Annotated in this window: 19 protein-coding genes and 1 pseudogene; 9 read left to right on the top strand and 11 right to left on the bottom strand. The window is 58.9% G+C overall.

Features of this window, described 5'->3' with window-relative positions; all coding sequences use genetic code 11:
• Positions 1–15 precede the first annotated feature (15 nt).
• From DEJ54_RS19530 to DEJ54_RS19495, 8 genes are all read right to left on the bottom strand, one after another.
• Positions 16–1,323: a TRAP transporter large permease gene (locus tag DEJ54_RS19530; RefSeq protein ID WP_113156460.1), complete on the bottom strand. Its 1,308-nt coding sequence runs from the start codon at positions 1,321–1,323 to the stop codon at positions 16–18.
• Positions 1,313–1,816 carry a TRAP transporter small permease gene (locus DEJ54_RS19525; protein WP_113156459.1) on the bottom strand — a complete coding sequence of 168 codons (504 nt, stop codon included), beginning with the start codon at positions 1,814–1,816 and terminating at the stop codon, positions 1,313–1,315. The genes DEJ54_RS19530 and DEJ54_RS19525 overlap by 11 nt, the downstream gene beginning before the upstream one ends.
• 12 nt (positions 1,817–1,828) lie before the next feature.
• Positions 1,829–2,833, bottom strand: a complete 1,005-nt coding sequence (locus tag DEJ54_RS19520) for a TRAP transporter substrate-binding protein (RefSeq protein ID WP_113156458.1) — start codon at positions 2,831–2,833, stop codon at positions 1,829–1,831.
• Between the two features lie 78 nt (positions 2,834–2,911).
• Positions 2,912–3,931: a TRAP transporter substrate-binding protein gene (locus tag DEJ54_RS19515; RefSeq protein WP_113156457.1), complete on the bottom strand. Its 1,020-nt coding sequence runs from the start codon at positions 3,929–3,931 to the stop codon at positions 2,912–2,914.
• Between the two features lie 29 nt (positions 3,932–3,960).
• Complete coding sequence (locus DEJ54_RS19510; protein ID WP_113157092.1) at positions 3,961–4,833, bottom strand: amidohydrolase family protein; 873 nt, start codon at positions 4,831–4,833, stop codon at positions 3,961–3,963.
• Positions 4,834–4,850: 17 nt separating this feature from the next.
• On the bottom strand, positions 4,851–5,909 hold the full coding sequence (locus DEJ54_RS19505) for a 4-oxalomesaconate tautomerase (RefSeq protein WP_113156456.1): 1,059 nt from the start codon (positions 5,907–5,909) through the stop codon (positions 4,851–4,853).
• The gene (locus DEJ54_RS19500) at positions 5,902–6,573 is read right to left on the bottom strand and encodes a 4-carboxy-4-hydroxy-2-oxoadipate aldolase/oxaloacetate decarboxylase (RefSeq protein WP_090329079.1); all 672 of its coding nucleotides are present in this window, start codon (positions 6,571–6,573) and stop codon (positions 5,902–5,904) included. The genes DEJ54_RS19505 and DEJ54_RS19500 overlap by 8 nt, the downstream gene beginning before the upstream one ends.
• A gap of 12 nt (positions 6,574–6,585) precedes the next feature.
• Entirely contained in the window at positions 6,586–7,320 is a 735-nt protein-coding gene (locus DEJ54_RS19495; RefSeq protein WP_113156455.1) for a PIG-L deacetylase family protein, read from the bottom strand.
• Between the two features lie 57 nt (positions 7,321–7,377).
• On the opposite strand from DEJ54_RS19495, the gene DEJ54_RS19490 reads away from it, so the two are divergent.
• Positions 7,378–8,706 (top strand): LysR family transcriptional regulator, encoded by a 1,329-nt coding sequence (locus DEJ54_RS19490; RefSeq protein WP_113156454.1) that lies wholly within the window; start codon positions 7,378–7,380, stop codon positions 8,704–8,706.
• 11 nt (positions 8,707–8,717) lie between these two features.
• Here DEJ54_RS19490 and DEJ54_RS19485 read toward each other — a convergent pair whose 3' ends face one another.
• A complete protein-coding gene (locus DEJ54_RS19485) occupies positions 8,718–9,533 on the bottom strand; it encodes an IclR family transcriptional regulator (protein WP_162742393.1) in 816 nt (271 codons plus the stop codon).
• A 270-nt stretch (positions 9,534–9,803) separates the two neighbouring features.
• Here DEJ54_RS19485 and pobA point away from each other — a divergent pair, with 270 nt between their 5' ends.
• The 5 genes from pobA (at position 9,804) to DEJ54_RS19460 (ending at position 14,309) form a co-directional block, all read left to right on the top strand.
• On the top strand, positions 9,804–10,982 hold the full coding sequence (gene pobA / locus DEJ54_RS19480) for a 4-hydroxybenzoate 3-monooxygenase (protein ID WP_113156452.1): 1,179 nt from the start codon (positions 9,804–9,806) through the stop codon (positions 10,980–10,982).
• Between the two features lie 190 nt (positions 10,983–11,172).
• The gene (locus DEJ54_RS19475; protein WP_113156451.1) at positions 11,173–11,583 is read left to right on the top strand and encodes a protocatechuate 3,4-dioxygenase; all 411 of its coding nucleotides are present in this window, start codon (positions 11,173–11,175) and stop codon (positions 11,581–11,583) included.
• Between the two features lie 9 nt (positions 11,584–11,592).
• Entirely contained in the window at positions 11,593–12,444 is an 852-nt protein-coding gene (locus DEJ54_RS19470; RefSeq protein WP_113156450.1) for a class III extradiol dioxygenase family protein, read from the top strand.
• A gap of 21 nt (positions 12,445–12,465) precedes the next feature.
• The gene (locus DEJ54_RS19465; RefSeq protein ID WP_113156449.1) at positions 12,466–13,401 is read left to right on the top strand and encodes a Gfo/Idh/MocA family oxidoreductase; all 936 of its coding nucleotides are present in this window, start codon (positions 12,466–12,468) and stop codon (positions 13,399–13,401) included.
• Between the two features lie 20 nt (positions 13,402–13,421).
• The gene (locus DEJ54_RS19460; protein ID WP_113156448.1) at positions 13,422–14,309 is read left to right on the top strand and encodes an NAD(P)-dependent oxidoreductase; all 888 of its coding nucleotides are present in this window, start codon (positions 13,422–13,424) and stop codon (positions 14,307–14,309) included.
• 58 nt (positions 14,310–14,367) lie between these two features.
• Here DEJ54_RS19460 and DEJ54_RS19455 read toward each other — a convergent pair whose 3' ends face one another.
• Both DEJ54_RS19455 and DEJ54_RS19450 read right to left on the bottom strand, forming a co-directional pair.
• Positions 14,368–17,586: a 4Fe-4S double cluster binding domain-containing protein gene (locus tag DEJ54_RS19455; RefSeq protein WP_113156447.1), complete on the bottom strand. Its 3,219-nt coding sequence runs from the start codon at positions 17,584–17,586 to the stop codon at positions 14,368–14,370.
• 142 nt (positions 17,587–17,728) lie between these two features.
• Entirely contained in the window at positions 17,729–19,216 is a 1,488-nt protein-coding gene (locus tag DEJ54_RS19450; protein WP_113156446.1) for an aldehyde dehydrogenase family protein, read from the bottom strand.
• 215 nt (positions 19,217–19,431) lie between these two features.
• Between DEJ54_RS19450 and DEJ54_RS19445 the strand changes: the two genes are divergently transcribed.
• The 3 genes and pseudogenes from DEJ54_RS19445 to DEJ54_RS19435 all read left to right on the top strand — a co-directional run bounded on the left by DEJ54_RS19445 (position 19,432) and on the right by DEJ54_RS19435 (position 22,514).
• Entirely contained in the window at positions 19,432–20,616 is a 1,185-nt protein-coding gene (locus tag DEJ54_RS19445) for an OsmC family protein (RefSeq protein ID WP_113156445.1), read from the top strand.
• Positions 20,617–20,783: 167 nt separating this feature from the next.
• Positions 20,784–20,948 (top strand): annotated as a pseudogene (locus DEJ54_RS23540) (transposase); the annotation flags it as partial.
• Between the two features lie 204 nt (positions 20,949–21,152).
• Complete coding sequence (locus tag DEJ54_RS19435) at positions 21,153–22,514, top strand: IS110 family transposase (RefSeq protein ID WP_113156443.1); 1,362 nt, start codon at positions 21,153–21,155, stop codon at positions 22,512–22,514.
• The last annotated feature ends 2 nt before the right edge of the window (positions 22,515–22,516 follow it).

Raw genomic sequence — 22,516 nt, 5'->3', positions numbered from 1 at the left:
GATATCGCGGTCACGCTAGTTTCCCATCATTGTTTGCGGAATGTAGAGCGCAATTGAGGGAAACAGGATCAGCAGAACCGTACAGACCGCCATGGCGATCCAGAACGGAATGATCCCGCGGAAGACGGTCGACAGCGGCACGTTGTCGGCAATGCTGGCAACGACAAACACATTGAGCCCGACAGGCGGCGAGATCAGCCCCATTTCCAGAACGATCACTGCAATGACGCCGAACCAGATCGGATCGAAGCCCGCGGCAATGATGGCCGGGAAGACGATGGGCAAGGTGATGACCAGTAGCGAGAGGCCCTCAAGAAAGGTCCCAAGGATAATGTATGCCGCCAGGATCAAGAACAGCACTCCATAGGGCCCGACATCAAGGGCTGTCAGTCCCTGACTGATGAAATGCGGCAGGTCGCTGAGCGCAAGAAAGGGTGCGAAGATATTGGCGCCAACCAAAATCAGGAAGACCATCGACGTGGTGCGCACCGTCTGCATCAGAACATTCTTCCACTGCGTCAGGCTCAGCCGCCCACGGAAGAACGAGACGAACAGCGTCAATATCGCGCCGATACCTGCAGCCTCTGCGGGCGTAAAGAAACCAAGATAGATCCCACCGATGGTGACGACGATAATACCGCCAATCAAAGACGCACGCAGACCGGCTCGAAGGCTCTCCTTCAAAGTGAACGGTTCACCGGCAGGCCCGTCGGCAGGACGGATCAGCGTGACAATATAGATCGCCACAACGAACAGCGTGGTGAGGAGGAGACCCGGCAGGATCCCGGCCATGAACAGGCGGCCAATCGATTGTTCTGTCAGCGTGGCATAGATGATGAAGCCGGTCGAAGGCGGGATCAGGATGCCAAGCGTGCCGCCGGCAGCCACCGATCCGGTGGCCAGCGCATCCGAATAAGAAAAGCGCTTCATCTGCGGCAGGGCAACACGGCCCATGGTCACCGCCGAAGCGATGGACGAGCCGCTCAGCGCCGAGAAACCGGCACAGCCGATGACCGTTGCTGAGGCAAGACCGCCACGCAGCCGGCCAATCCAGGCAAAGGCCGCATCGTAAAGGTCACGGCTAAGGCCGGACGCACTGGCGATATTGCCCATAAGAACGAACAGAGGAATGACGACCAGTTCATACTGGGTCACGGTGGCGAAAGCCTCCGACGAGGCCATGTAAAACGCGGTGTTGACACCGCTCAGCGCAGTGATGCCGACGAAACCCACCATACCGATTGCCAGCGCCACCGGCACACGAAGGATCAGGAGCACCGCCAGGCCGATAATGCCCAGCAGACCATACATCTCATTCGGCATCGTCGTTCCCCGGATTGAATCGTTTGACAATATCGAACACGACCACCAGGGCATACAGACCAAGGCCGAGAGATAGGGCGAAATAGAATGGCGCATGCGGCAGCGACAGGAGCATCGTCCGCTCGCCGAAATCGCCGGCTTCCGTACCGCCGACGAAACTGCGCCAGGAAAGAATGGCAAGGATTGTCAGACTGATCAGGTCCGCCAGCAGGAGCTGGCCCCGCCGCAACCAGGGCGGCAAGACGTGCTGCAGAGCATCGATGGCGATGTGAACACCCTGCGTCGCCCCGCTGGCAAAGCCGCTGGCAGCGATCACTGCCAGCGTCATCACCATGATATCGCGCGCGCCGAATATTGGCACCCCGAAGGTACGCCCCACCACATCGCAAAAGACCAGCCCGGCCAGGAACAGGATTGCTATCCCGCCCAGAAGACCGAACCCGTCGGCCAGACGGTCGGCGACCGTCGGCCTAGTTTCCTTCGCACGCATCATCGTCTTTGTATCCTAGTTCTTTCCGCCAAGAGCCGATGCAATGTCGGCGGCGTTCTCCACACCCCGTCCGTTGGCATCAGCGACAAGCTTGTCTGCAACCGGTCTCGTCGCCTCGACAAACTCCGCCTGAGCCTCGGCATTCAGTGTGACAGTGTTTTTGCCGGCACTCTTCAGGATGTCCATGCCCCGCTCAGCCTCCTTTGCGTAAGAGGCTGCGGAATCGAGGCTGAGTTGTCGGCCGCTCAAGCCGTCAAGCAGTGCTTTCTGCGCATCGGTGAGGCCGTTCCAGGCGTTCTGGTTCATCACTAGGAAGAAGGCGGAGGACGGGGTCGGCAATCCGAGCGTCACATGGTTCACCACCTCGTCGAGGCGGAAGGAAGGGACGCCGCTCGGATCGATGAACAGGCCATCTATCACTCCGGTATCCATGGCAGTGTAGATCTCGCTTGCCGGCAAAGGAACGGGTGTACCGCCCCATGCTTCAATGATCGATGCCGACACCTGATCAGCCGTACGGATCTTGAGGCCCTTCACATCGGCAAGCGATTTGACCGGTGTGTTACGGGTCATCAGCACCGCCGGTTCACTGCCCCAGAGCGCGAGCAGCTTGGCGCGCTCATAGTCCGGCGCGATATCTTCGATATTGTCCCAGATAGCGTTGGTCGCCTCGGCTGCGGTCTCGAACAGACCCGGCGACACGGTGAGCATGGTGCGCGGGAAATTCTCGGTTGTATAGCCGGGCAATCCAAACGCGATGTCCGTCACACCCGTCAGCGCGGTTTTCCATTGCGCGACCGGGCTCTTGCTCAACTCGCCCGACGGAAAAATGCGGAACGTCAGGTCACCGGCAGCCTCGCTGGCGAGGTTCTGCGTCCATGGTTCCAGAACCCGGGCCTGCATGTGATGCATCGGGCTCATGAAGTGCGACACCTTTAGTTCGGTGGCGCTGGCGGTCCCTGCCGTGGCACCGAGTGCCAGACCGAGTAATCCTGCAAGTCCTGCTGCTGCACGTCTCATATTTTCCTCCCTGTTTTATGTTGGGCGCCCCATGCGCCACCGGCAGGCTCCCCCCCCTGCCGGGCATGCTGATTCCGTCTACCGTGTTGCCGACGCACTGCTGCGCAACCCCTCCACGATCGCCTCTCCGTTTACGCCAGCTTCATCTGCCGATTTCAGCATCAACTGCATCACGATGTCCGACCTGGCGTTGAAGTCCTCAAGCACCTCCGGTTCGACCTCGATGATCGTCTTGCCAGCCGCACGCACCATATCGAGCCCGCGCGAAGCCTCCGTAGCGTAGGAGCTTGCCGCCGCCATACTGAGATCGCGTCCTGTCAGCGCATTGAGCGCGGCTTGCTGGTCGGCAGTCAGCCCGTCAAAACTGCGGCGGTTCATGACCAGGAAATACGCCGATGTGCTGGATGGCAGACCGACTGTGAAATAATTGGCGACCTCTTGCAGCTTGAACGATTCGATTGTGCTGGCATCGCTCATGATCCCGTCAATGACGCCGGTATCGATGGCCGTATACATCTCGCTGGCCGGCAACGGCACCGGAGTTGCGCCAAGCGTCTGCACGATGGCCGCGCCCACTTGGTCCGCAGTGCGGATCTTCAGCCCCTTCATTTCGTTCAGAGTGCGGATCGGCACATCCTTGGTCATGATGATCGCCGGCTCGGCAGCCCACATGGCGAGCAGCCTGGCGCGCTCATAGTCAGGAGCCAATGCATCAATATTCTCCCACATCGCTGTTGTGGCTTCCGCCGATGAGTGAAACAGACCCGGCGCGACGGCGAACATGGTGCGCGGGAACGTCTCGCTGGTATAGCCTTGCAGGCCGAACGTGATATCTGCGACACCCGTCAGTGCCGTTCTCCACTGGGCCGCGCCGCTCTTGCTTAGTTCGCCCGAAGGAAAGATGCGGATCGTCACTTCACCGCCAGTCTCCAAAGCGAGCTTGTCTGCCAGGGGTTGCATCATGCGCTTGTGCATATGGTGCATGGGCGACATAAAATGGGCGAGCCGCAATTCCCTAGCCGACGCGGCTGCGACCAGCCCGAAACTGAGGGTACCCGCAAGGGCGAAATGGATGAGCGAAGAAAGGCGTTTGTTCATTTCTATCTCCTGACGGCAGCTCACTACCGTTAGTGTTCGCCCCAGTAGAGGCGCGAGGGATTGGTGACAAGCAGCTTGCGTTGCAATTCCGGGGTCGTGGCGATCGCGGGGATGAGGTCCACCAACAAACCGTCATCGGGAATGTGGCTCTTCATGTTCGGATGGGGCCAATCGGTTCCCCATAGCACCCGGTCGGAATAGGTATCGACCAAACGGCGGGCAAAAGGGATGACATCACGATAGGGCACGCCCTCAACCGTCAAACGCTCAGGGCAACCGACTTTAACCCAGAATTTCTCGTCCTCAAGCAGTTCGACAAATGTGCTGAACGCAGTAGCATCGGCGCCCAGACCGACATCTGGCCGGCCCATATGATCGATGACCACCGTCGTCGGGAGACCGCGCAGGAAAGGCGCAAGATCGGCAAGGTCCGGCATCTCGAAATAGACGACCACATGCCAGCCGAGTTCGGCCACTCGTTCGGCGATACGCTGGAAGTGTTCGCGGGGCGTTGCATCCACGAGCCGCTTCAGAAAATTGAACCGCACGGCACGCACACCAGCACGATCCATCCTGTGCAATTCCTCATCGGCGATGGTCGGGTCAACCACCGCGACCCCGCGCGTCGTCTCTGGCTCCGCCTCCAGCGCATCGATCATCGCTGTGTTGTCCTTGCCGTGACAACTCGCCTGCACGATGACATTGCGCGCAAACCCCAGATGCCGGCGCAGGGAAAACAGCATCTCCTTGGACGCATCGGTGGGCGTGTATTTTCGCTCCGGCGCATAAGGAAAGCGCGTCGCTGGGCCGAAGACATGGCAATGGGCGTCGACCGCACCTGCGGGTGGCACATAGACCGGCTTCGAGGGGTTGGGATGAAAGGTCGGCGGTTCGGCCGTCATGGTCGTCATTTCCGTTGTCATTGGGCGAAGACCTCGCCATCGAAGATCTTGCGTGCCGTCCTGAGCATGCCAGCCCCGGTTACAGCGCCTTCGGCGTCAACCGACAAAATTGCCGGTGTAGCACCCGAGGGATGTTCGATCTGAAGCACCTTGTCAAAGCCCTCCGGCACGGTGGCGATCGCCGCTGCCGGCGTGCCTGGCAGAATGCATGCCGTTGCAACGCTCACCGCACCGAAGACGCCTATGGAGGCATGGCAGCGATGCGGAATGAACGTCCGCGTTGCGATCGCCCCGCCATCACGGGGCGGCGCGACCATGGTCATTTTCGGCACCGATTTTTCTGTCACATCGCCAAGATTCATCATCGGGCCTGCAATGAGGCGAATGGCCTCAAGCCGCGTCTTGAGCGCGGTATTGGCATCAAGTTCTTCACGTGTTTCGTAACCGGCAACACCCATATCGCTTGCAGCGAGAACCACGACGGGCATTCCGTTATCGATGCAGGTCACAATGACACCATCAATGGTGTCGAACGCACGCCCGGTTGGCAACAAAGCGCCACAAGTGGAGCCCGCGACATCAAGGAACTCAAGTGGTACTGCGGCGGCCGTACCGGGAACGCCGTCAATGCGCGCATCACCCCGGTAGGTTACCTGCCCTCCGGGCGTGGCAACGCGCGCGACCGCCAAAGTCTGCGTGTTCTCCATATAGATGCGGATGCGGGTCTCGCCGTCCGATGGTGGAACCAGCCCCCGTTCAATCGCGAACGGGCCAACGGCCGCAAGCATATTTCCGCACCCCTGCGCATCGGTCACCAGGGCCTGGTCGACAAAAACCTGCAGGAACAGATAGTCGACATCTGCATCATCACGCTTCGAAGGCGAAACGATCGCGACCTTCGAGGTCAGCGGATCGCCTCCACCAAGTCCGTCGATCTGACGCGGGTCCGGAGACCCCATCACACCCAACAGAAACGCGTCTCGCGCCGCCGTATCCGCTGGCAGATCGGCAGCGAGGAAGACCCCGCCCCGCGAAGTCCCGCCACGCATCCACATACAGGGCACGCCGTTAGACATATTTCAGCCCCTTCTGATCGAGGCGCGGGCGCATTGCATATAGATCGAGCCCTAGTTCGCCGGCAGCCAGTCGGGCGCGCTTGGCTTCTTCATTAGCCTCGCGCTCGCGGGCCTTGGCGAGCACGTCAGCCGCTTCCGCATGCCGCACCACGCAAACTCCGTCATCATCAGCGACAATGACATCGCCCGGATGAACAAGCTCGCCGGCACAGACGACCGGAACATTGACCGACCCGAGCGTCTCCTTGACGGTCCCTTGAGCGCAGATCGCCTTGGACCAGACGGGGAAACCCATCTGTGTCAGGTCGCGCACATCGCGCACACCAGCGTCGATGATCAGTCCCACGCCACCGCGCGCCTGCATTGATGTGGCCAGAAGGTCGCCGAAGTAACCGGCATCGGACGGCGATGTAGTTGCGAGAACCAGAATGTCACCCGCCTGCACCTGTTCGATGGCGACATGCACCATCCAGTTATCGCAGGGCGGCGCCAGAATTGTAACGGCGGAAGCGGCCAGCCGCGCGCCAGGGTAGATTGGCCGCATATAGGAGGCCAGAAGCCCCTTGCGCCCCTGCGCTTCATGCACCGTGGACACACCGCATTTGCCGAGGCCCTCGATGATTTTTCGATCCACTCGTTCGATGTTCTGTACGACAACGTTCATCCGGAAAGCCCCCTATAGCTCGTCAACCGTGCGGGGATAGACCGACTGGAAACCCTCTGCATATTTGGCCGCACGGCCGCCCGACTGACCTCCCGAATTACGACGGAAATGATTGCCGCGATTCTCGGCGACATTGGTGTAGAAGTGCCAGAGATGCTCCTGACCTTCCATGCATTCGATCGCCTTCTTCTTCTGCTCCCACACCTCGGTGATGTCGAGAAACGTGTCAGGCTTCCAGCCCATCTGTTCGGTCTGATGCGGCTCGAACAGATAGAGCTGTGGTGCGCCCAGCACCTTCTCACCCGGATTATGCCCCCAGGCCTGAGCGATCATCCGGCATTCCATCGCAATCTTGGTCGCGAGTGAATGGTCCAGATTATAGGGATCATAATGCGAATGGCTCAGCATGAAGCGGGGCTGCACGGCGCGGATGACATCGACCAGACGGAACTTTGCATCCCGGTCGACCTCGAGCGGGTAGTCTCCGAGATCGAAGAATTGGATATCGTGAACGCCGATGGCCTGCGCAGCGTTCTCCGCCTCGCGCCGACGCTCCGCCTTGACCTTGTCGAGAGTCATGCCTTCCGACTTCCAAAGCTTCGCGGACTCGCCACGCTCGCCATAGGACAGGCAGACGACTGTCACCTCGTAGCCAAGCTTTGCATGCAGCGCAATTGCGCCTCCTGCCCTCCAGACAAAATCGGCGGAATGGGCGCTGATAACGAGAGCAGTCTTGTCGTGAACCATTGGCGAACGCTACCTTGCTGTTGTGGTCTTTCAAGTTAGGAGGCTAGCGCCATTCACGTGGCAACCGCCAATTTGAATGTCGCCCCGGGCGTGGCCAACTATTCATTTTGCGCAATTATCATTTCAAGCTATTGCAAGGTGCGCAGCGTGCTGCGGACCCATCGACGGAGAGCAGAATTGGACCTTTACGCGGATATCCCCAACCTCAAGCACCTGCAGGCGCTGGAAGCGATCGGCGCGACCCACAGCATTACACGCGCCTGCGAGCAACTGAATCTCTCGCAACCGGCACTGACTCAAGGGATCGCCAAGATCGAAACGCAGCTTGGCGTGAAGCTGTTCAACCGGCGGCGCGGCATGGTCATGACGGAGCCAGGCGAGGTCTACCTGAAACGCATCTGCCGCGGCACGCACTACCTGCGACGAGCTGGTGACTATGCAGCACGCTTCGCCAGCAAAGCACCGCCGCACCTCCACCGCCGCTTCACGCTCAGCCAGTTGCGGGCATTGATTGCCGTGGTCGAGCACGAGAGCTTTCGCCTGGGGGCACAGCAACTTGCCGTACAACAATCGACCGTGCATCGTTCTTGTCGGGAACTTGAGGCGCAGCTCACCTGCCAGCTGTTCGAGCGTACCAGCGCGGGCATCAAACCGACCCGTCAGGCTGTCGAGTTTTCACGACTGGCAAAACTGGCTCTCGGGGAGTTTGCGCAAGCGCAGATCGATATTCAGGGTTGGAAAGGCAGCTTCGCAGGACGGTTCGCCATCGGCTGCCTTCCATTGGCAAAAACCAGTCTTCTGCCCGGTGCGCTGATGCAGCTGACCGAAGAGTACCCGATGCTCGACATCATTGTGGTGGACGCCCCTTATCTGGATCTCTCCAAGGCGCTAAGGCACGGCGATATCGACATCATTATCGGTGCGCTCCGGCGCGCTCGCTTGCCGCCTGAACTCGTACAGGAAGAGCTGTTTGTCGATCCCTTGATCATCGTGGGGCGGAGCGGACATCCGCTTCTTTCCGGCGAGCCCGTAACACCGCAACGTCTTGCAGAATATCCGTGGGTCGCACCCCGCGCCGGAGCCCCTGCCCGCGATTATTTCGACAATTTCTACGCCGCACTGCAACGCCCCGACGGGGACGCACATCCAATTGAAACAGGTTCCCTTACCGTCTTGCGGGGCCTCTTGATGAACAGCGACCGGCTGACCATCATTTCTGCTGGCCAGGTAGACTATGAAATCAAGCTCGGTCTTCTCTCCGAGATCGTCTATCCGCTCAAATACAGCGAACGCTCCATCGGTGTCACCATGCGCGAAGGATGGCTGCCGGCTGTGCCGCAACAAAGATTGCTGGAGCATTTGAAGGCGTTGGTCGCCAAAATCTGATCAGTTTTCAGTCAGCTTTCTGCGAGCACTGTCTGATCTCCCCGATGAAGGTGATAGGCACCACCGAGGCCCTCGGCACAGTCTCGCAACGCTGGCAGATACTGCTCATGAAGCTGCCCTTGTGTGACTGCTCCTTTGAGAATGATTAGCACCAGCGCTCCGACAGGCCGCCCCTCTGACAGGACCGCAATACCAACCGCCCGTGTGCCCTCCATCGGTGCGTTGTAGTCATGTATTGAGAAGCCCTGCTTGCCAACCTCGGCAACGTCCCGCAGCGTTTCATCAACACGCTTCCGGATATCGTCTTTCTCGGCCATTGTCGCACAGTGGCGTTTGACGATTGAAATCCGTTCGCTCTCCGGCAGCGCTGACAGATACGCAAGTCCGGCAGCCGAATCGAGGATTGGAAATCGACGCTGCTCGAAGCGGCGCAGGTGGATGGGGGCAGCGTCGCGGTTGGAGGCGACAGTCACCATTGCCTCCGGTTCGGCCATCAACAGATCGGATGGCCAGCCTACTTGCAGTCCAAAAGCGTTCAGCCTCTGCCGCGCCTCGGTAAGAAATGGATTCTCGACCATCATCGCGCTCGCCAATCGGCGCACCTGCGGCAGGGGCTCATAGGCACCGGAATCGCTGTTCTGGCGCACATAGCCTGCAGATTTGAGCGTCGCAAGGAGACGGATCACCGTTGCCTTCGGCAATCCCGTGAGCGTTACGAGCCGGGTAATTGTCGCGGGAGGATTTTCATTGACAGCGATAAGGATTTCGAGCCCACGCAACAGCGATCTTACGCCTGTCGGTGCGGCCTCTTCATCGGTTTCGCTCATAACAACTCCATGCCTGCAGGATCGTGCCCAGATGAGGGGGACAGTTTTCCAAAACGGCGATTCTGTCAATTCGCCGCGATCCCATACCACCATGTCAAAAAGCAACCCTACAAAGGTTCGCTATGCAGACCATAGTTCATTTTCTTGACAAGGCAATTCCCTTCCCCTCTTATTGAAGCCCCTGCCATGGCCTGTCCGGGCAGATCATTGCGCTTGGCATGCTGGGCGCACCGACTGCAAACAAGAATCACCACACTGGTATTTCGAACAATGAAGAAAACGCGCATCGCGATTATCGGTGGAGGCCCAGCCGGGCTGCTGCTTTCCCATATCCTCGAACTGAAGGGCATCGACAGCATCGTCCTGGAACGGCAGAGCAAGGACTACGTGCTGAAACGCATCCGCGCAGGCGTGCTGGAGTATGGCACCATCAAGCTGCTGCGTGACGTTGGCCTCGGCGACCGCATGGACCGGGAGGGCCATCTCCACGATGGCACACATATTGTTTGGCAAGAGCGCGACCCGTTCTTCATCGATACCGTGAAGTACACGGGCAAGCCGATGATGGCTTATGGTCAAACCGCCATCACTGAAGATCTGTATGCGGCGCGTGAGAAAGCCGGCGCCGAGATCATCGACGAAGCTGCCGACGTGAAACTGCACGATCTGACCGACGACAAACCCTTTGTGACCTACGTCAAGGACGGCAGGCAGGAACGGATCGACTGTGACTTCATAGCCGCCTGCGACGGTTTCCACGGCGTCGGGCGGCAGTCGATTCCCACGGATATTCTGAGAACCTACGAGCAGGTCTATCCGTTTGGTTGGCTCGGCATCATGTCCGAGACCCCGCCCCTGCCGGACATCATATACGCCCAGCACGACAATGGCTTCGCGCTGGCCTCCCAGCGCAACCCCATGCTCAGCCGCTACTACATCCAGTGTGATGTGAACGCCGACCTGAACGACTGGCCGGACGATCGATTCTGGGAAGAACTGAAGGTGCGTTTTCCTGACGAATTGTCCCGACAGATTGTCACTGGCCCATCCATCGAGAAATCCATCGCCCCGCTGCGCAGTTTCGTCGCCGAACCGATGCGGTATGGACGCATGTTTCTGGCAGGCGATGCCGCTCACATCGTGCCACCAACCGGCGCGAAGGGCCTGAATCTGGCCGTTTCGGATGTCTACTATCTGGCCCGCGCCTTCGAAACACATTACGCCAAAGGCAACAGTGCCTATCTCGATGATTACTCGGCAACCGCACTACGACGCGTCTGGTCAGCGGAGCGCTTGTCCTGGTGGTTGACCAAGCTCCTGCATGTCTTCCCGCAGGAAACCCCGTTCGAAAAGAAGGTTCGCATCAACGACTACGATCATCTCTGTGCGTCGGAACGCGCCCAGGCGGCTCTCGCCGAACAATATATCGGACTGCCGTTTGAAGATTGATCTCACAACTCCCATGCCGTTCACTGCTAATAAAAGCAATCTCATTGTGAAACAACAGTTTTTTGAGATCATGCGTCAAGGGTTGTGCAGAAAATGAATAATCGTGCGCGCAATTCCAATTTCAGTTGCCGCATCCCCGATGCTAGTGCGGAACGACAGTGTCCGCTTCTGTGCGAACAAGGAGGCATTCATGTCATCATCCAATGAAGAAAACGGCAGCACACCGTCGATCACCGAACGCATCGAGGAGGACAAGCGGCTGGCCCGCTCACTCGAAGGCACCTACCTGTTTGATGGCCCGCGCAGCCAGAAGAACTATCCCCTCAACAAGATGTGCATGTCCCTGACAAAGCCGGAGAACCGCGAGGCCTTCGCCGCCGATGAGGCGGCTTATTGCGATCGGTTTGGCCTCAGCGAGGAATCGAAGAAGCTGGTTCTGGAGCGCGACTGGATCGGCATGATCCGCTCAGGCGGCAACATCTATTACGTGTTCAAGCTTGCATCGATCAATCATGTCTCGATGCAGCATGTTGGCGCCCAGCAGAACAGCATGACGCTTGAGGAATTCCGCGCCAAACTCAACGCCCACCGGGATCAGTAGGAGGTTTCCATGGCTGAAATCATCGCCGCCGTCACGACAAGCCACGTCCCCTCTATCGGTATCGCCATGGACACCGGGATAACCCAGGATTCATATTGGAAGCCGCTATTCGACGGCTATCTTCCGGCCAAGGAGTTCGTCAAGGAACTCAAGCCTGATGTCACCATCGTGGTCTACAATGATCACGGCCTTGAAGTGTTTCTCGACCGGGTGCCAACCTTCGGCATCGGTGCTGCAGCACAGTATCTGTCAGGCGATGAAGGCTGGGGCCCTCGCCCGATCCCCCCATTCCAGGGTGACCCGGACCTGAGCTGGCACCTGATCGAACATCTGGTTGCCCAGGAGTTCGATATGACCATGTTTCAGGAAATGAGTGTGGACCACGGTTTCACCGTTCCCATGAGCGTGTTCTTCGGCGGCCCGGCCGGCGAGGTGGAGGAATGGCCCACGCGTGTGATCCCCATCACCGTCAACACCATCCAGTTTCCTCTGCCAATGGCGGCGCGTTGTTTCAAGCTCGGGCAGGCAATCAGAAAAGCGGTCGACGCCTATCCGAACGACACGCGTGTGTTGATCGTGGGCACGGGCGGCATGTCGCACCAGCTTCAAGGAGAGCGTTCCGGCTTCATGCAGCCGAATTTCGACCGCATGTTCCTCGACAAGATGGTCACCGATCCGATGGCTCTCACAAAAATCCCCAACGGCGTCTTCATGAAGGAAGCTGGCCATGAGGGTGCTGAGCTCATCATGTGGCTTGTTGCACGGGGTGCCATGAATCTGGAAGTGGAGGAAGTTTACCAGCACTACCATGTGTCTGCCTCGCTGACTGCGGCGGGCCTTGCCTGCTATCGCAACAAGTAGAGCCCAGAAGCGGGGAATAACATGGTGCGGATCGCTATCATTGGCGAGGGCGCGATTGCCGACACACATATGCAGTCACTATCGCGCATCGTCGGAGTGGAGGTCGCGACTCTGATCTATGGCGAGGAGAAGGCGGGGGCTGCCTTCGCTGCCAAATGGAACATTGCCGCGACCTCATCGCATCTCGACACTGTGCTGGAACACGACGGGATAGACGCGGTCATCGTGGCCAGCCCGTCGGCGCTACATCCCGAGCATACGATCAAGGCTCTGGAATCCGGGAAACACGTTCTCACCGAGATCCCCATCGGCCTTGATCTTCCCGCATGCGAAGCATTGGTGGCCACCGCCGGCGCGCGGCCCCGGCAGGTGGCGATGGCAGCCCACACCCGACGCTTTTCACCCGCCCACAAACATCTGAAGGCACGGATCGAAGACGGCTCCTTTACGCTCCAGCATCTCGTGGCGGAAACATTCTTCTTCCGGCGCACCAATCTCAACATGCATGGTGAGCCGCGCAGTTGGGTCGACAATCTGCTGTGGCATCATGCCTGCCACACAATCGACCTGTTCCTCTGGCTGTCGGGAGATCCCAAGCCGCAAGCCTTCGGCCAGGCAGGGCCGCCGCATCCGGAGCTCAAAAGTCCGATGGATATGAGCATCGCGCTCAAAGCCGCCAACGGAGCATTGCTGTCGCTTGCGCTGTCGTTCAACAATCGCGGTCCATTCGGCGGTTTCTATCGCTATATCGGCGACAGCGGCACGTTCCATGTATTCCGCGATGCACTGGAAGATCATGAACATCAGCCGATACCTCTGACCGGCGCTGCTTTCCTCGATCAGGACCAGGCCTTTATCGATGCCATAAACGGCGTCCAGCCGGCCCGGTCGACCATCCATGAGGTCATGCCGGCCATGCGTGTCATTCATCGCATCAACGCTCTTCTTCAAAACTGAGAAACGAAAGCGGACCTGCCATGCAAACCATAGCCTTTATCGGTTTCGGCGAAGCGGCAACCGCCTTCACCGAAGGATGGGGAGCAAGTCGCAATCAAGGCGTCAGGGCATTCGACATTAAAACCGACGATCCGATGGAATCTGTGGCACATGCCAAGCGCACGGATTACCTGCGCGCCGGCATTTCGGGTTGCGCCACCATGAAAGAAGCACTGAAAGGTGCAACTGTCATCTTCAGCACGGTAACCGCCGATCAGGCGGGAAAAGCCGCACGCGAGGCGGCCAAACACCTTGGCGCAGGCGCCCTCTATTGCGATATGAATTCCTGTGCCCCCTCGTCCAAGAGAGAAGCGGCAAAAGCAATCGAGGCCAACGGGGGACGCTATGTCGATGTGGCGGTAATGTCGCCCGTTCTGCCCCTGCGCCATCACGCGCCACTTCTGGTGAGTGGCCCGCATGCAGCCGAAGCGCTGACTGCCCTACAGGCAATGGACATGCGCCCGACGCTCGCCGAAGGTCCAGTAGGAATAGCGTCCGCGATCAAGATGATCCGCAGCATCATGGTCAAGGGCATTGAAGCGCTGGTTCTTGAATGCGTCCTGTCAGCGACCCGCGAGGGTGTTGACGAAATTGTCCTGTCCTCCCTGGAAGAAACCTTTACGGGCTTTGGATGGCCAGAACGCACAGCCTATATGCTGGAGCGCGCCATGGTGCACGGCACCCGCCGCGCCGCTGAGATGGAGGAAGCAGCCAAGACCGCCGCCGATCTCGGTCTTTCTGGCCGCATGGCCCAGGCCACGGCCGAATGGGAGGGGATCATCGGAGCCCTGCAGCTCGGTGACCTGAGCGACAACGACAAGGCTGACTACCGCATTCTCGCGCAGAAGATCCTCACGCGCCTCGACTGATTTCCAGCTTTTCAGGGGCCGACAGGCCCGGCTGAAACAAGCCGGGCCACTCCCGCACCTACAGATCGAGAACGATGCGCCCATCAGCGGTTGCTGCGCGCGAGCAACACAGGATCAAGCGCTTCTGGCGCTGTTCCTTGCTCAGCACGAAATCGCGATGCTCCACCTCGCCCGACAAATAGCCGGTCGAGCAAACACCACACAGGCCATCCGAGCATTTGACATCGACGCTATAGCCAGCCTCTTTCAGAGCCTCGGTCGCCCTTTGCTCGGCGGGCACCTCGATCACCGTTCCCGAACTGGCAAGTTCGAGCGTGAAGGGATGGTTCTCATACTCCATGCCGTCCGGCACGGAGAAATACTCCCGGTGCAGTGCGTCCTCCGCCCAACCCTTGGCGAGCGCCGTATCGAAGATCGCGTCCATGAAGGGCGATGGGCCACAGGTATAAAGGTGATCACCGGGGCGGTAGTCGCCGAGCACGTCGGCGATGTCGAGCCGGTTCTCGTCGCTGAAATGGAAACGCACGCGGTCGATCCACGGCACCTGTTCCAATTCTTCGATGAAGGCAGACTGAGCGCGTGTGCGCGCCTTGTAATAAAGGATGAAATCGGCTCCGGCCCGGTGCAGTTCGTGCCCCATGGCGATCAGCGGGGTGACACCGATACCGCCGGCGAGCAACAGATGCCGCTTGCCCTCGGCAATGACCGGGAAATGGTTGCGCGGCTGCGAGATGACCACCGGCGCGCCGGGCTTCAGCATCTGGTGAATCTTCTTCGACCCGCCGCGCCCCTCATCCTCGCGAAGAATACCGACCAGATAAGTGTCCAGTTTCTGGGGATCACCGGCCAGTGAAAACTGTCGGATGAACTGCGGCGTCACTGTGATATCGACATGGGCACCAGCAGTGAAGGCCGGCATCGGCGCGCCATCGCGCGTCTCGATCTCGAACAGGTCGATCTTGCCATCCGCCGAGCTTCTACGTCGGCTTTTGACCTGCGCGACAATGACGGGCGCGGGACCGGCAAGCTTCTTCAGGCCAGGCGTCAGCCCTTTGGTTTCACCGCGCTTCACTCGCGCCTGATAGTCCTGAGGATCAAGCAGGCCTTTGTAGGCGGCAATGCCTGCCTCGCGGTCGACCGGGTTGGGCATCGGCAGCGGCGGCGGGGCCAGCGGCGCGGGGTATGCAGCCAGCGTCTGGTCTTCATATTTCAGGTCGATATGGCGGTTGAGCTCGCGGCGGTTGGTCTCAGCTGCCTTTAGCACCTTGCCCGTGCCGTCATTCGCGATGTCCCACCACCATTTCTTGACCGGGTTGATCTTGCCGCGCCCCACCGCATCATCGAGGCGGGCGATCAGCTTTGCAGCAGAAGGAAAATTCATCGCCGCCCAGCGGAATGGCGCCTCGCGGACCAGACCCTCTAGGTTCCACGGGCAGGTCTTCATGCAGCGGCCGCACATCGATCCGCCGAGATTGGTGACACGATAGCGGGTGCATTTCTCCACATCCGCCTTCCAAATCTCATAGCCGTTGAACATTACCTTCGGACCGGAGGAGATAGCGCCGGAGGGGCACTCGCGGGCGCATTTGTTGCATGAGCCGCAGAATTTCTGCAGGCCGAAATCGATCGGCTGGTCCACTTCCATCGGGAAGTCAGTGGTCAGGATGCCGGTCTTGAGCCGCGGCCCGAGAAACGGGTTGAGGATAGTTTCACCGATGCGGCTCACCTCGCCCAGCCCCGCCAGAAGTACCAGCGGCGTCTGGATGACGTCGCTGTCAGCAGCCGAGTGCGCCGTTGCGGAGAAGCCGAGATAGCGCAGATGCTGAGCCACCACCCCGCAGACAAGGCCAGCGCGCATATAGGTGCGCATCGACTGGGCGCTGGAGATCCAGTCATCGCCGCTGGCGCCGTCCATGGTCTCATAGCCCTGATCGATCATCACCGAGACAGCCAGCTTATGCTGAACCTTCATTTCGCTGCCGTCCTGGCGGTGCGAATACCAGACCCAGTCGGGCGCACGCGAAATGCCGCAAATGTCCGCCCCGAGAAAGTGCATGGTCGCCTTGATCAGTTCGGCATTGCGCTTCGGGTCCTCATAACCCTTGGCCCGCTGCGGTGCTTCTTGTCCGCGTTGCAGAAGCGAATAGGTGTTGAGCGCCAGACGCAACGCCGCCGCCAACGGGGCCTTGGCGACCGAGTGTCCGTCTTTCGAGGCTTCCATCGGGCCTTTGCCCAGATCACCAAAGGCAGCGCGCAGAAAGAACTCGCTGCTTTTGGGCACACGCGGAATGCGCTCCTCGTCGACATAGGTGGTGGTCTTTTCGACCCGTTTCAGCTTCTCCACCGGGTACCGGCTGTCCTTGAAGTTGCGCTTGGCGAAATCGGTCCGGTTGCGGGCATTTTTCGGGCTGCCGTAACCGATCCACCAGGCCGCACCTTTGGCGCGCAAGCGGTCGGCGAGCCCTTGTTCACGGATCGGCGCGTCGTGCTCCACCTCCAGCGTCGTCGTCACGGCGGCCAGACCGAAGCGCGGGCCGATGAACGGATTGGTTATTTCGCCATTGTTTCGAACATGGGCAAGGCCGGCCGAAACGGCCAGTCTGTTGAGATCAAAATTGGTTGTCGTGGCCGTGTGGCTGCGGGCTTCGTAGCCGAGTACACGCAGATAATTGGCCATCACCGCCGCGGTTTCGGCGCTGCGCAATGCGGCGCGCCACTCCTGCAGGTCGGTGATCCAGTCTGCGCCCGGCTCATCGATCCCCGGATCGCGTGGATACTCGACCAGGAAAACAATCGCATGGGAATGATGATCTATCGACCTGTCGGCCAGTTCCAATGCCCGGCCCATCTGGCGTATCACCGCGCCAGGATTGAAGCGCAGACGCAGCTTTTCCTCCGAATGGGCGTAGGAAGTGCTGCGTAGCAACGGGTGCTCGATACGCTCGCTCAGGCGGTGCGCGGCATCGAGTCTGCAGATGCCGACCAGCGCGCTGTCGAGAAAATAGCCCGCCGCCTTCATATGCTGGGCGCGCTCTCGCGGACTGTCAGGAATTTCGGCACGCGAGGGGTTGTGGTCGCCGTCGCGCACGGCGTCAAGCGCGCACATATAGTCACTGACGGTCTTGCCCAGATGCAACGGGTCGTTGTCAAAGCTTGCGCGCAGCGTGCCGTTGCCCTTCACCCGCGACAGGTCCGGCGCCTCCCGCATGCGGCCCAGTTTTTCCGAGGGATATGGACCAAGATGAACCGGGCGTTGAGAGTGAGAAAAAAGGCGCATTAAAGTCTCCTCCGTGGATGCGCTGTGCTCCTTTGGTCTTCTGTCGCGCATCTGATTTGATAATGGACCGTGGTCCATATAGAAAATTGTTCGAGCGAAACCCCATCCGGCCAGTCTCAGGCCGGCTGCAGCGTACGCGTCTTCAGCCGCCGTTCAACCAGCCTGCCGGCGCTGAGATCGAGTGGTAACCCTGGAATTCGAGCACACCCTCATAGCCGAGGTTGCGACCAATTCCCGACTGCTTGAACCCGCCAAAGGGGCCACGGCTGTCCTGCGCCGTAGGGCCATGCCCGTTAATATAGGTATAGCCGGCCTCCAACCGTCGGACGATGGTCAGCGCGCGCTCCCGATCCTCTGTCCAGACAGAGGAACAGAGGCCAAAATCGCTGTCATTTGCGAGCCGCACGGCTTCCGCTTCATCGTCGAAGGGGATGATCGGCAGGACCGGGCCGAACTGCTCATCGCGCACGACGCTGAGGCTGGGTTCCGGTCCAAAGACCAGCGTCGGTTTCTGGAAATAGCCGTTCGCGTAGAGTTCCATATCAGGCACCGTGCCAAATTCCTTGACGTCAGCGCCCGAACCGCGCGCCTCAGCAATCATGCTTTGGACAATGCCGAGTTGCTTGCGGTTATTGAGTGGCCCCATCGTGGTGTCCGGCAGCAGACCATCGCCCACCACCTGCCGTGCGCAGACAGCAGAGAGGCCATCGACGACCTCATCATAGCGCGAGCGATGCACATAGAGCCGTTTCAGCGCCATACAGATCTGGCCGGTCGACATGAAGGCGCCCAGATACATGCGGATGAACGCGGCCGCATCGAGGGTGGCATCGGAAAGGACAATGCCCGCGTCATTGCCGCCCAGCTCAAGTGTCACCGGGGTCAGGTGCTCAGCCGCCGTTCGCATGACATGTTTGCCAACAGCGATGGAACCCGTGAAATTAACACGCCGAACGAGTTCATGCCCCACCAGAGCATCGCCGATCTCGCTCGAGTTTCCCGTCACCACATTGAGCACGCCGGGTGGCAGGAGTTCTGCCATCTTGTGCAATGTCAGCGTGGGTGCCAAGGCGGAATTCTGTGATGGTTTAACGACCACTGTGTTTCCGGCAATGAGCGCCTGTGGCAGCTTGGCACCCAGGATTGAGAGCGGCCAGTTCCAGGGCACGATCAAGGCGGCGACGCCGCGAGGCTGACGCGTGATGATCGTATCAAAAGGAGGTCCGGGAAGTGTCTCATCCTTCTGCAACCTGTCCGCATATGAGGCCGCAAGCAGGAAACGATCACCGAGACGCGTCATCTCCAGCCGGGTTTCCTTCAGGATCTTGCCATGCTCGCGGCAAAAGAGATTTGAGCGGAAGGAAACATCCTCCTCATCGGCAACGAGAAGTTCGGCTATTTTTCCCAGCAGTTCTGCACGCTCTGAATAAGATCGTTCGGCCCAGGACGGAAATGCTCTGTGAGCAGCACGGACTGCAGCATCCACATCGGATACCGAACCTCTCGCGGCATGGCCAACACACTCATCAGGACGCGCTGGATTGTGGACCGCATAGGTTCGGTCATCTTGTGCGGACCGAGCCACACCATCGATGAATATCCCTGTTTCAACATCCGTCTCGTATCGCATTCCCGTCCCTCCCAGCATCAAGACCACACACCCGCCATCGCGGCCTCCGTGCGTTCATCATAGCCATACACATTTTTTGGACCACGGTCCATAAAATCAGAAAGCAAACTCTGAAGCCTGTTTCAGACCGAGAAAGTGCTCGATCGGGATTGACGAGTCAGGAGTACCAGCCTTAGTTTAACGGACCATGGTTCAACAGACGGACTTCCATAACAATGAGACCTGCGAACATCATTGCTGAACAAAACCACCCGCTGGCGATCCCGCTGCGGGCTGCTCCCGGTACTCTTCTGGCTCCGTCTCCCCGACTGGGAAACTCAACTCGAACCGTAGTGCGTTCGTTGACAGTCATGCAGAAGGAAGCGCTCATATCCGAAGCGAACAGCGACCGGACCTGGCGGCTTTTGTCAGATGAAGGGGCGTATTTGAACGGCCATGACGAAGCACCTCCCCCTCTCGCCTATCTGTCTGCGGGAATGGTGGCGTCCTATCTGAATGAAATCCATGCGCTGGCAGATATTCGACAGATAGAAATTGATGACATCGAGATCATACAGGACAATTTCTATTCGATGAACGGCTCATTCGCCAAAGGCACAATGACTGCATCTGCGCACGACATTGAACTGAAAGCCAAAATCAAATCCAGGCATGATTCCGACACACTTCGATCGCTGATCCTCGATTCGATAGCATCTTCACCGCTAAACGGATTGATGAGGGGCGCGAAGGAAAGCCTTTTCCGGCTTTGCCACAATGGTTCCGAGATCGGTATATCCAATGGCAAGGAGATAGCAGCTCCTTTGCTGCCTGCCTTCGATGATGAGAAATTCGACATTATGGAGGGTGACTGGGATGCCGTGATTGAACACACGAGGCAGCCCTCCCCCATCATGGAGGACACCACCACATTTGCCGGCGGCGCGTTGACGGAAACGCAAAATCGAATGCTTCACCTGCGGGTGCATGCGAAGCGCCAGCCGGACGGCATCGTAAAAATCCGCCAGCACGTTTACAATCCGCACGGCTCTGCTTTTCACTTCACTTCGGATGAAGCTGGCAGAGCCCCATCGGCTGCAGCATTGATCAGTGCGGGTATCGGATTCTGCTTTATGACGCAGTTCGGTCGTTACGCAGCGATGATCAAGAAACCTCTCAAGAGCTACCAGATCATCCAGGATTTCCACTTTTCAAGAGGAGGTGCCACAGGCAAAACCGGCAAGGCCGGCGAAGCCGCACCACTCGAAACTCATGTTCACATTCAAAGTGATGAGTCAGACTCATTTGCGAAGACGATGCTCGAAGTCGCGGAGCAGACCTGCTTCCTCCACGCATTCTGCCGCACCCCTTTGAAAGCCAAGCTGAAGATTTCTTCGTTAGGCTCAGGGCTCATTGATTAGAGCCAGAAGATCACGGTTGCAGCGAGAGCGATGGCGGAGAGTGCTCTGATCCCCGCAAATTGGATGGCTTATGGTTAGATTTCTCCGCTTAGGTTTCCCCGGCTGGAATGGAGCGGAGAGCGATGAAGTGACGTTCTCCCCTGGGATGTTCCCGATTTTGGGTTAGCCTGGGCGTGAGCCAACACTCGCTCTATGCGTGGAAGAAGAAGTTCTCGAAGCCATCAGAAAGCGATGGGGATCAGGCGGCAGAGATACGTCGTCTGAAGAAGGAGCTGGCGCGCGTCACCGAGGAACGCGACATCTTAAAAAACCGTCGCAGGGCCGTGGCCCGCCTGTGCGCGGTAGAAACACCTGCTACTCTTGCATGCGGAGGGGAGTTGCCGATGGCTTATTGGAGGCATTCGACCCCGTTAAAAAACGTGGCACATGGGCCGATGCGCACTTGAGAATGGTGACGCCGTTTCGACGGTGATCCCGGTTAGGAAGATGACGGACTTGCACGGCCCAGCCCCTCCAGGATGAGTGGAGGAGATGCCATGATGAAGACTACCACCGACGACCAGCCAGCTTTGAAGATGGTCAATCCGGGCGCTGCGGCAATCGACATTGGTTCGACCATGCATATGGCCGCAGTGAACCCGGATACTGACGACATGCCAGTGCGCGCATTCGGTACTTTTACGAAGAATCTACATGATTTGGCCGAGTGGTTTCGCTCTTGCGGAGTGACTAGCGTCGCAATGGAATCCACCGGCGTCTATTGGATTCCTGCTTTCGAGATTCTCGAGCAGCATGGCTTCGAGGTGATCCTCGTAAATGCCCGATACGCCAAGAACGTTCCAGGCCGAAAGACCGACGTCAGCGATGCTGGATGGCTCCGGCAGCTTCACTCCTACGGCCTGCTTCGGGGAAGCTTCAGACCTGCTGCGGAGATTGCGACCTTACGGGCCTATCTACGGCAACGTGAGCGATTGGTGGAATACGCCGCCGCCCATATCCAGCATATGCAGAAGGCCCTGGTGGAGATGAATCTGCAACTGCATCACGTCGTCTCCGATATCACTGGTGCAACGGGAATGCGGATCATCCGGGCAATAGCGGCGGGTGAACGCGATCCGGATGTGTTGGCGTCACTCCGCGACGTGCGGTGCCATTCCTCAATCGAGACTATCCGTGCTTCGTTAGTCGGCAATGACCGCGACGAGCACGTGTTCGCGCTGATCCAGTCCTTGGAACTCTATGACTTCTATCAGGACAAGATGCTGGAATGTGACCGAAAGCTGGAGGCGGCCATCTCGGACTTGACGGTTCGGGCTGAACATCAGCTGCCACCTCTGCCGAAGGCGAGGACGAAGACAAAGCAGGTGAATGCGCCATCCTTCGACGTTCGCGCTGCGCTTTATGGTGTGCTCGGCGTTGACCTGACCCAAATCCATGGTCTCGGTCCTTCATTGGCGCTCAAGCTGATCGGCGAATGTGGCTCGGATCTGAAGGCATGGCCAAGTGCCAAGCACTTCACATCCTGGCTTTGCCTCGCGCCCGGCAACAAGATCTCGGGCGGCAAGCTGCTTTCATCGCGGACGCGTCGATCTTCCAGCCGGGCGGCGGCTCTGCTGCGATTGGCTGCCGTCACGATTGGTCGAAGCGACACGGCGCTGGGTGCATTTTATCGCCGGCTGGCGGCGCGGATCGGAAAGCAGAAGGCTGTCACGGCTACCGCTCGCAAGATCGCTGTTCTCTTTTACAACACCTTGCGCTTCGGCATGGTCTATCGTGATCCCGGCGCTACAGCATATGACGAGCGACATCGCAGTCGCGTGCTCGCCAATCTCCAACGCCGCGCCAAGACGCTCGGATATTCCTTAGAGCCAATGCCCGACGCCGAGTGTGTTTCTTAGGA

This window comes from Nitratireductor sp. OM-1, from assembly GCF_003296175.1.
Taxonomy (GTDB): Bacteria; Pseudomonadota; Alphaproteobacteria; order Rhizobiales; family Rhizobiaceae; genus Nitratireductor; species Nitratireductor aquimarinus.
Note: the sequence above shows the minus strand (reverse complement) of the source record. Positions and strands in the feature narration are given on the sequence as shown.

Bases quoted from the DNA above. Each gene is read 5' to 3' on its own strand.
- DEJ54_RS19450 (WP_113156446.1), bottom strand. From the start codon at position 19,216: ATGCGATACGAGACGGATGTTGAAACAGGGATATTCATCGATGGTGTG.
- DEJ54_RS19470 (WP_113156450.1), top strand. From the start codon at position 11,593: ATGGCTGAAATCATCGCCGCCGTCACGACAAGCCACGTCCCCTCTATC.
- DEJ54_RS19525 (WP_113156459.1), bottom strand. From the start codon at position 1,816: ATGATGCGTGCGAAGGAAACTAGGCCGACGGTCGCCGACCGTCTGGCC.
- DEJ54_RS19520 (WP_113156458.1), bottom strand. From the start codon at position 2,833: ATGAGACGTGCAGCAGCAGGACTTGCAGGATTACTCGGTCTGGCACTC.
- DEJ54_RS19435 (WP_113156443.1), top strand. From the start codon at position 21,153: ATGATGAAGACTACCACCGACGACCAGCCAGCTTTGAAGATGGTCAAT.
- DEJ54_RS19510 (WP_113157092.1), bottom strand. From the start codon at position 4,833: ATGACGGCCGAACCGCCGACCTTTCATCCCAACCCCTCGAAGCCGGTC.
- DEJ54_RS19515 (WP_113156457.1), bottom strand. From the start codon at position 3,931: ATGAACAAACGCCTTTCTTCGCTCATCCATTTCGCCCTTGCGGGTACC.
- pobA (WP_113156452.1), top strand. From the start codon at position 9,804: ATGAAGAAAACGCGCATCGCGATTATCGGTGGAGGCCCAGCCGGGCTG.
- DEJ54_RS19460 (WP_113156448.1), top strand. From the start codon at position 13,422: ATGCAAACCATAGCCTTTATCGGTTTCGGCGAAGCGGCAACCGCCTTC.
- DEJ54_RS19445 (WP_113156445.1), top strand. From the start codon at position 19,432: ATGAGACCTGCGAACATCATTGCTGAACAAAACCACCCGCTGGCGATC.
- DEJ54_RS19530 (WP_113156460.1), bottom strand. From the start codon at position 1,323: ATGCCGAATGAGATGTATGGTCTGCTGGGCATTATCGGCCTGGCGGTG.
- DEJ54_RS19485 (WP_162742393.1), bottom strand. From the start codon at position 9,533: ATGAGCGAAACCGATGAAGAGGCCGCACCGACAGGCGTAAGATCGCTG.
- DEJ54_RS19500 (WP_090329079.1), bottom strand. From the start codon at position 6,573: ATGAACGTTGTCGTACAGAACATCGAACGAGTGGATCGAAAAATCATC.
- DEJ54_RS19475 (WP_113156451.1), top strand. From the start codon at position 11,173: ATGTCATCATCCAATGAAGAAAACGGCAGCACACCGTCGATCACCGAA.
- DEJ54_RS19505 (WP_113156456.1), bottom strand. From the start codon at position 5,909: ATGTCTAACGGCGTGCCCTGTATGTGGATGCGTGGCGGGACTTCGCGG.
- DEJ54_RS19495 (WP_113156455.1), bottom strand. From the start codon at position 7,320: ATGGTTCACGACAAGACTGCTCTCGTTATCAGCGCCCATTCCGCCGAT.
- DEJ54_RS19465 (WP_113156449.1), top strand. From the start codon at position 12,466: ATGGTGCGGATCGCTATCATTGGCGAGGGCGCGATTGCCGACACACAT.
- DEJ54_RS19455 (WP_113156447.1), bottom strand. From the start codon at position 17,586: ATGCGCCTTTTTTCTCACTCTCAACGCCCGGTTCATCTTGGTCCATAT.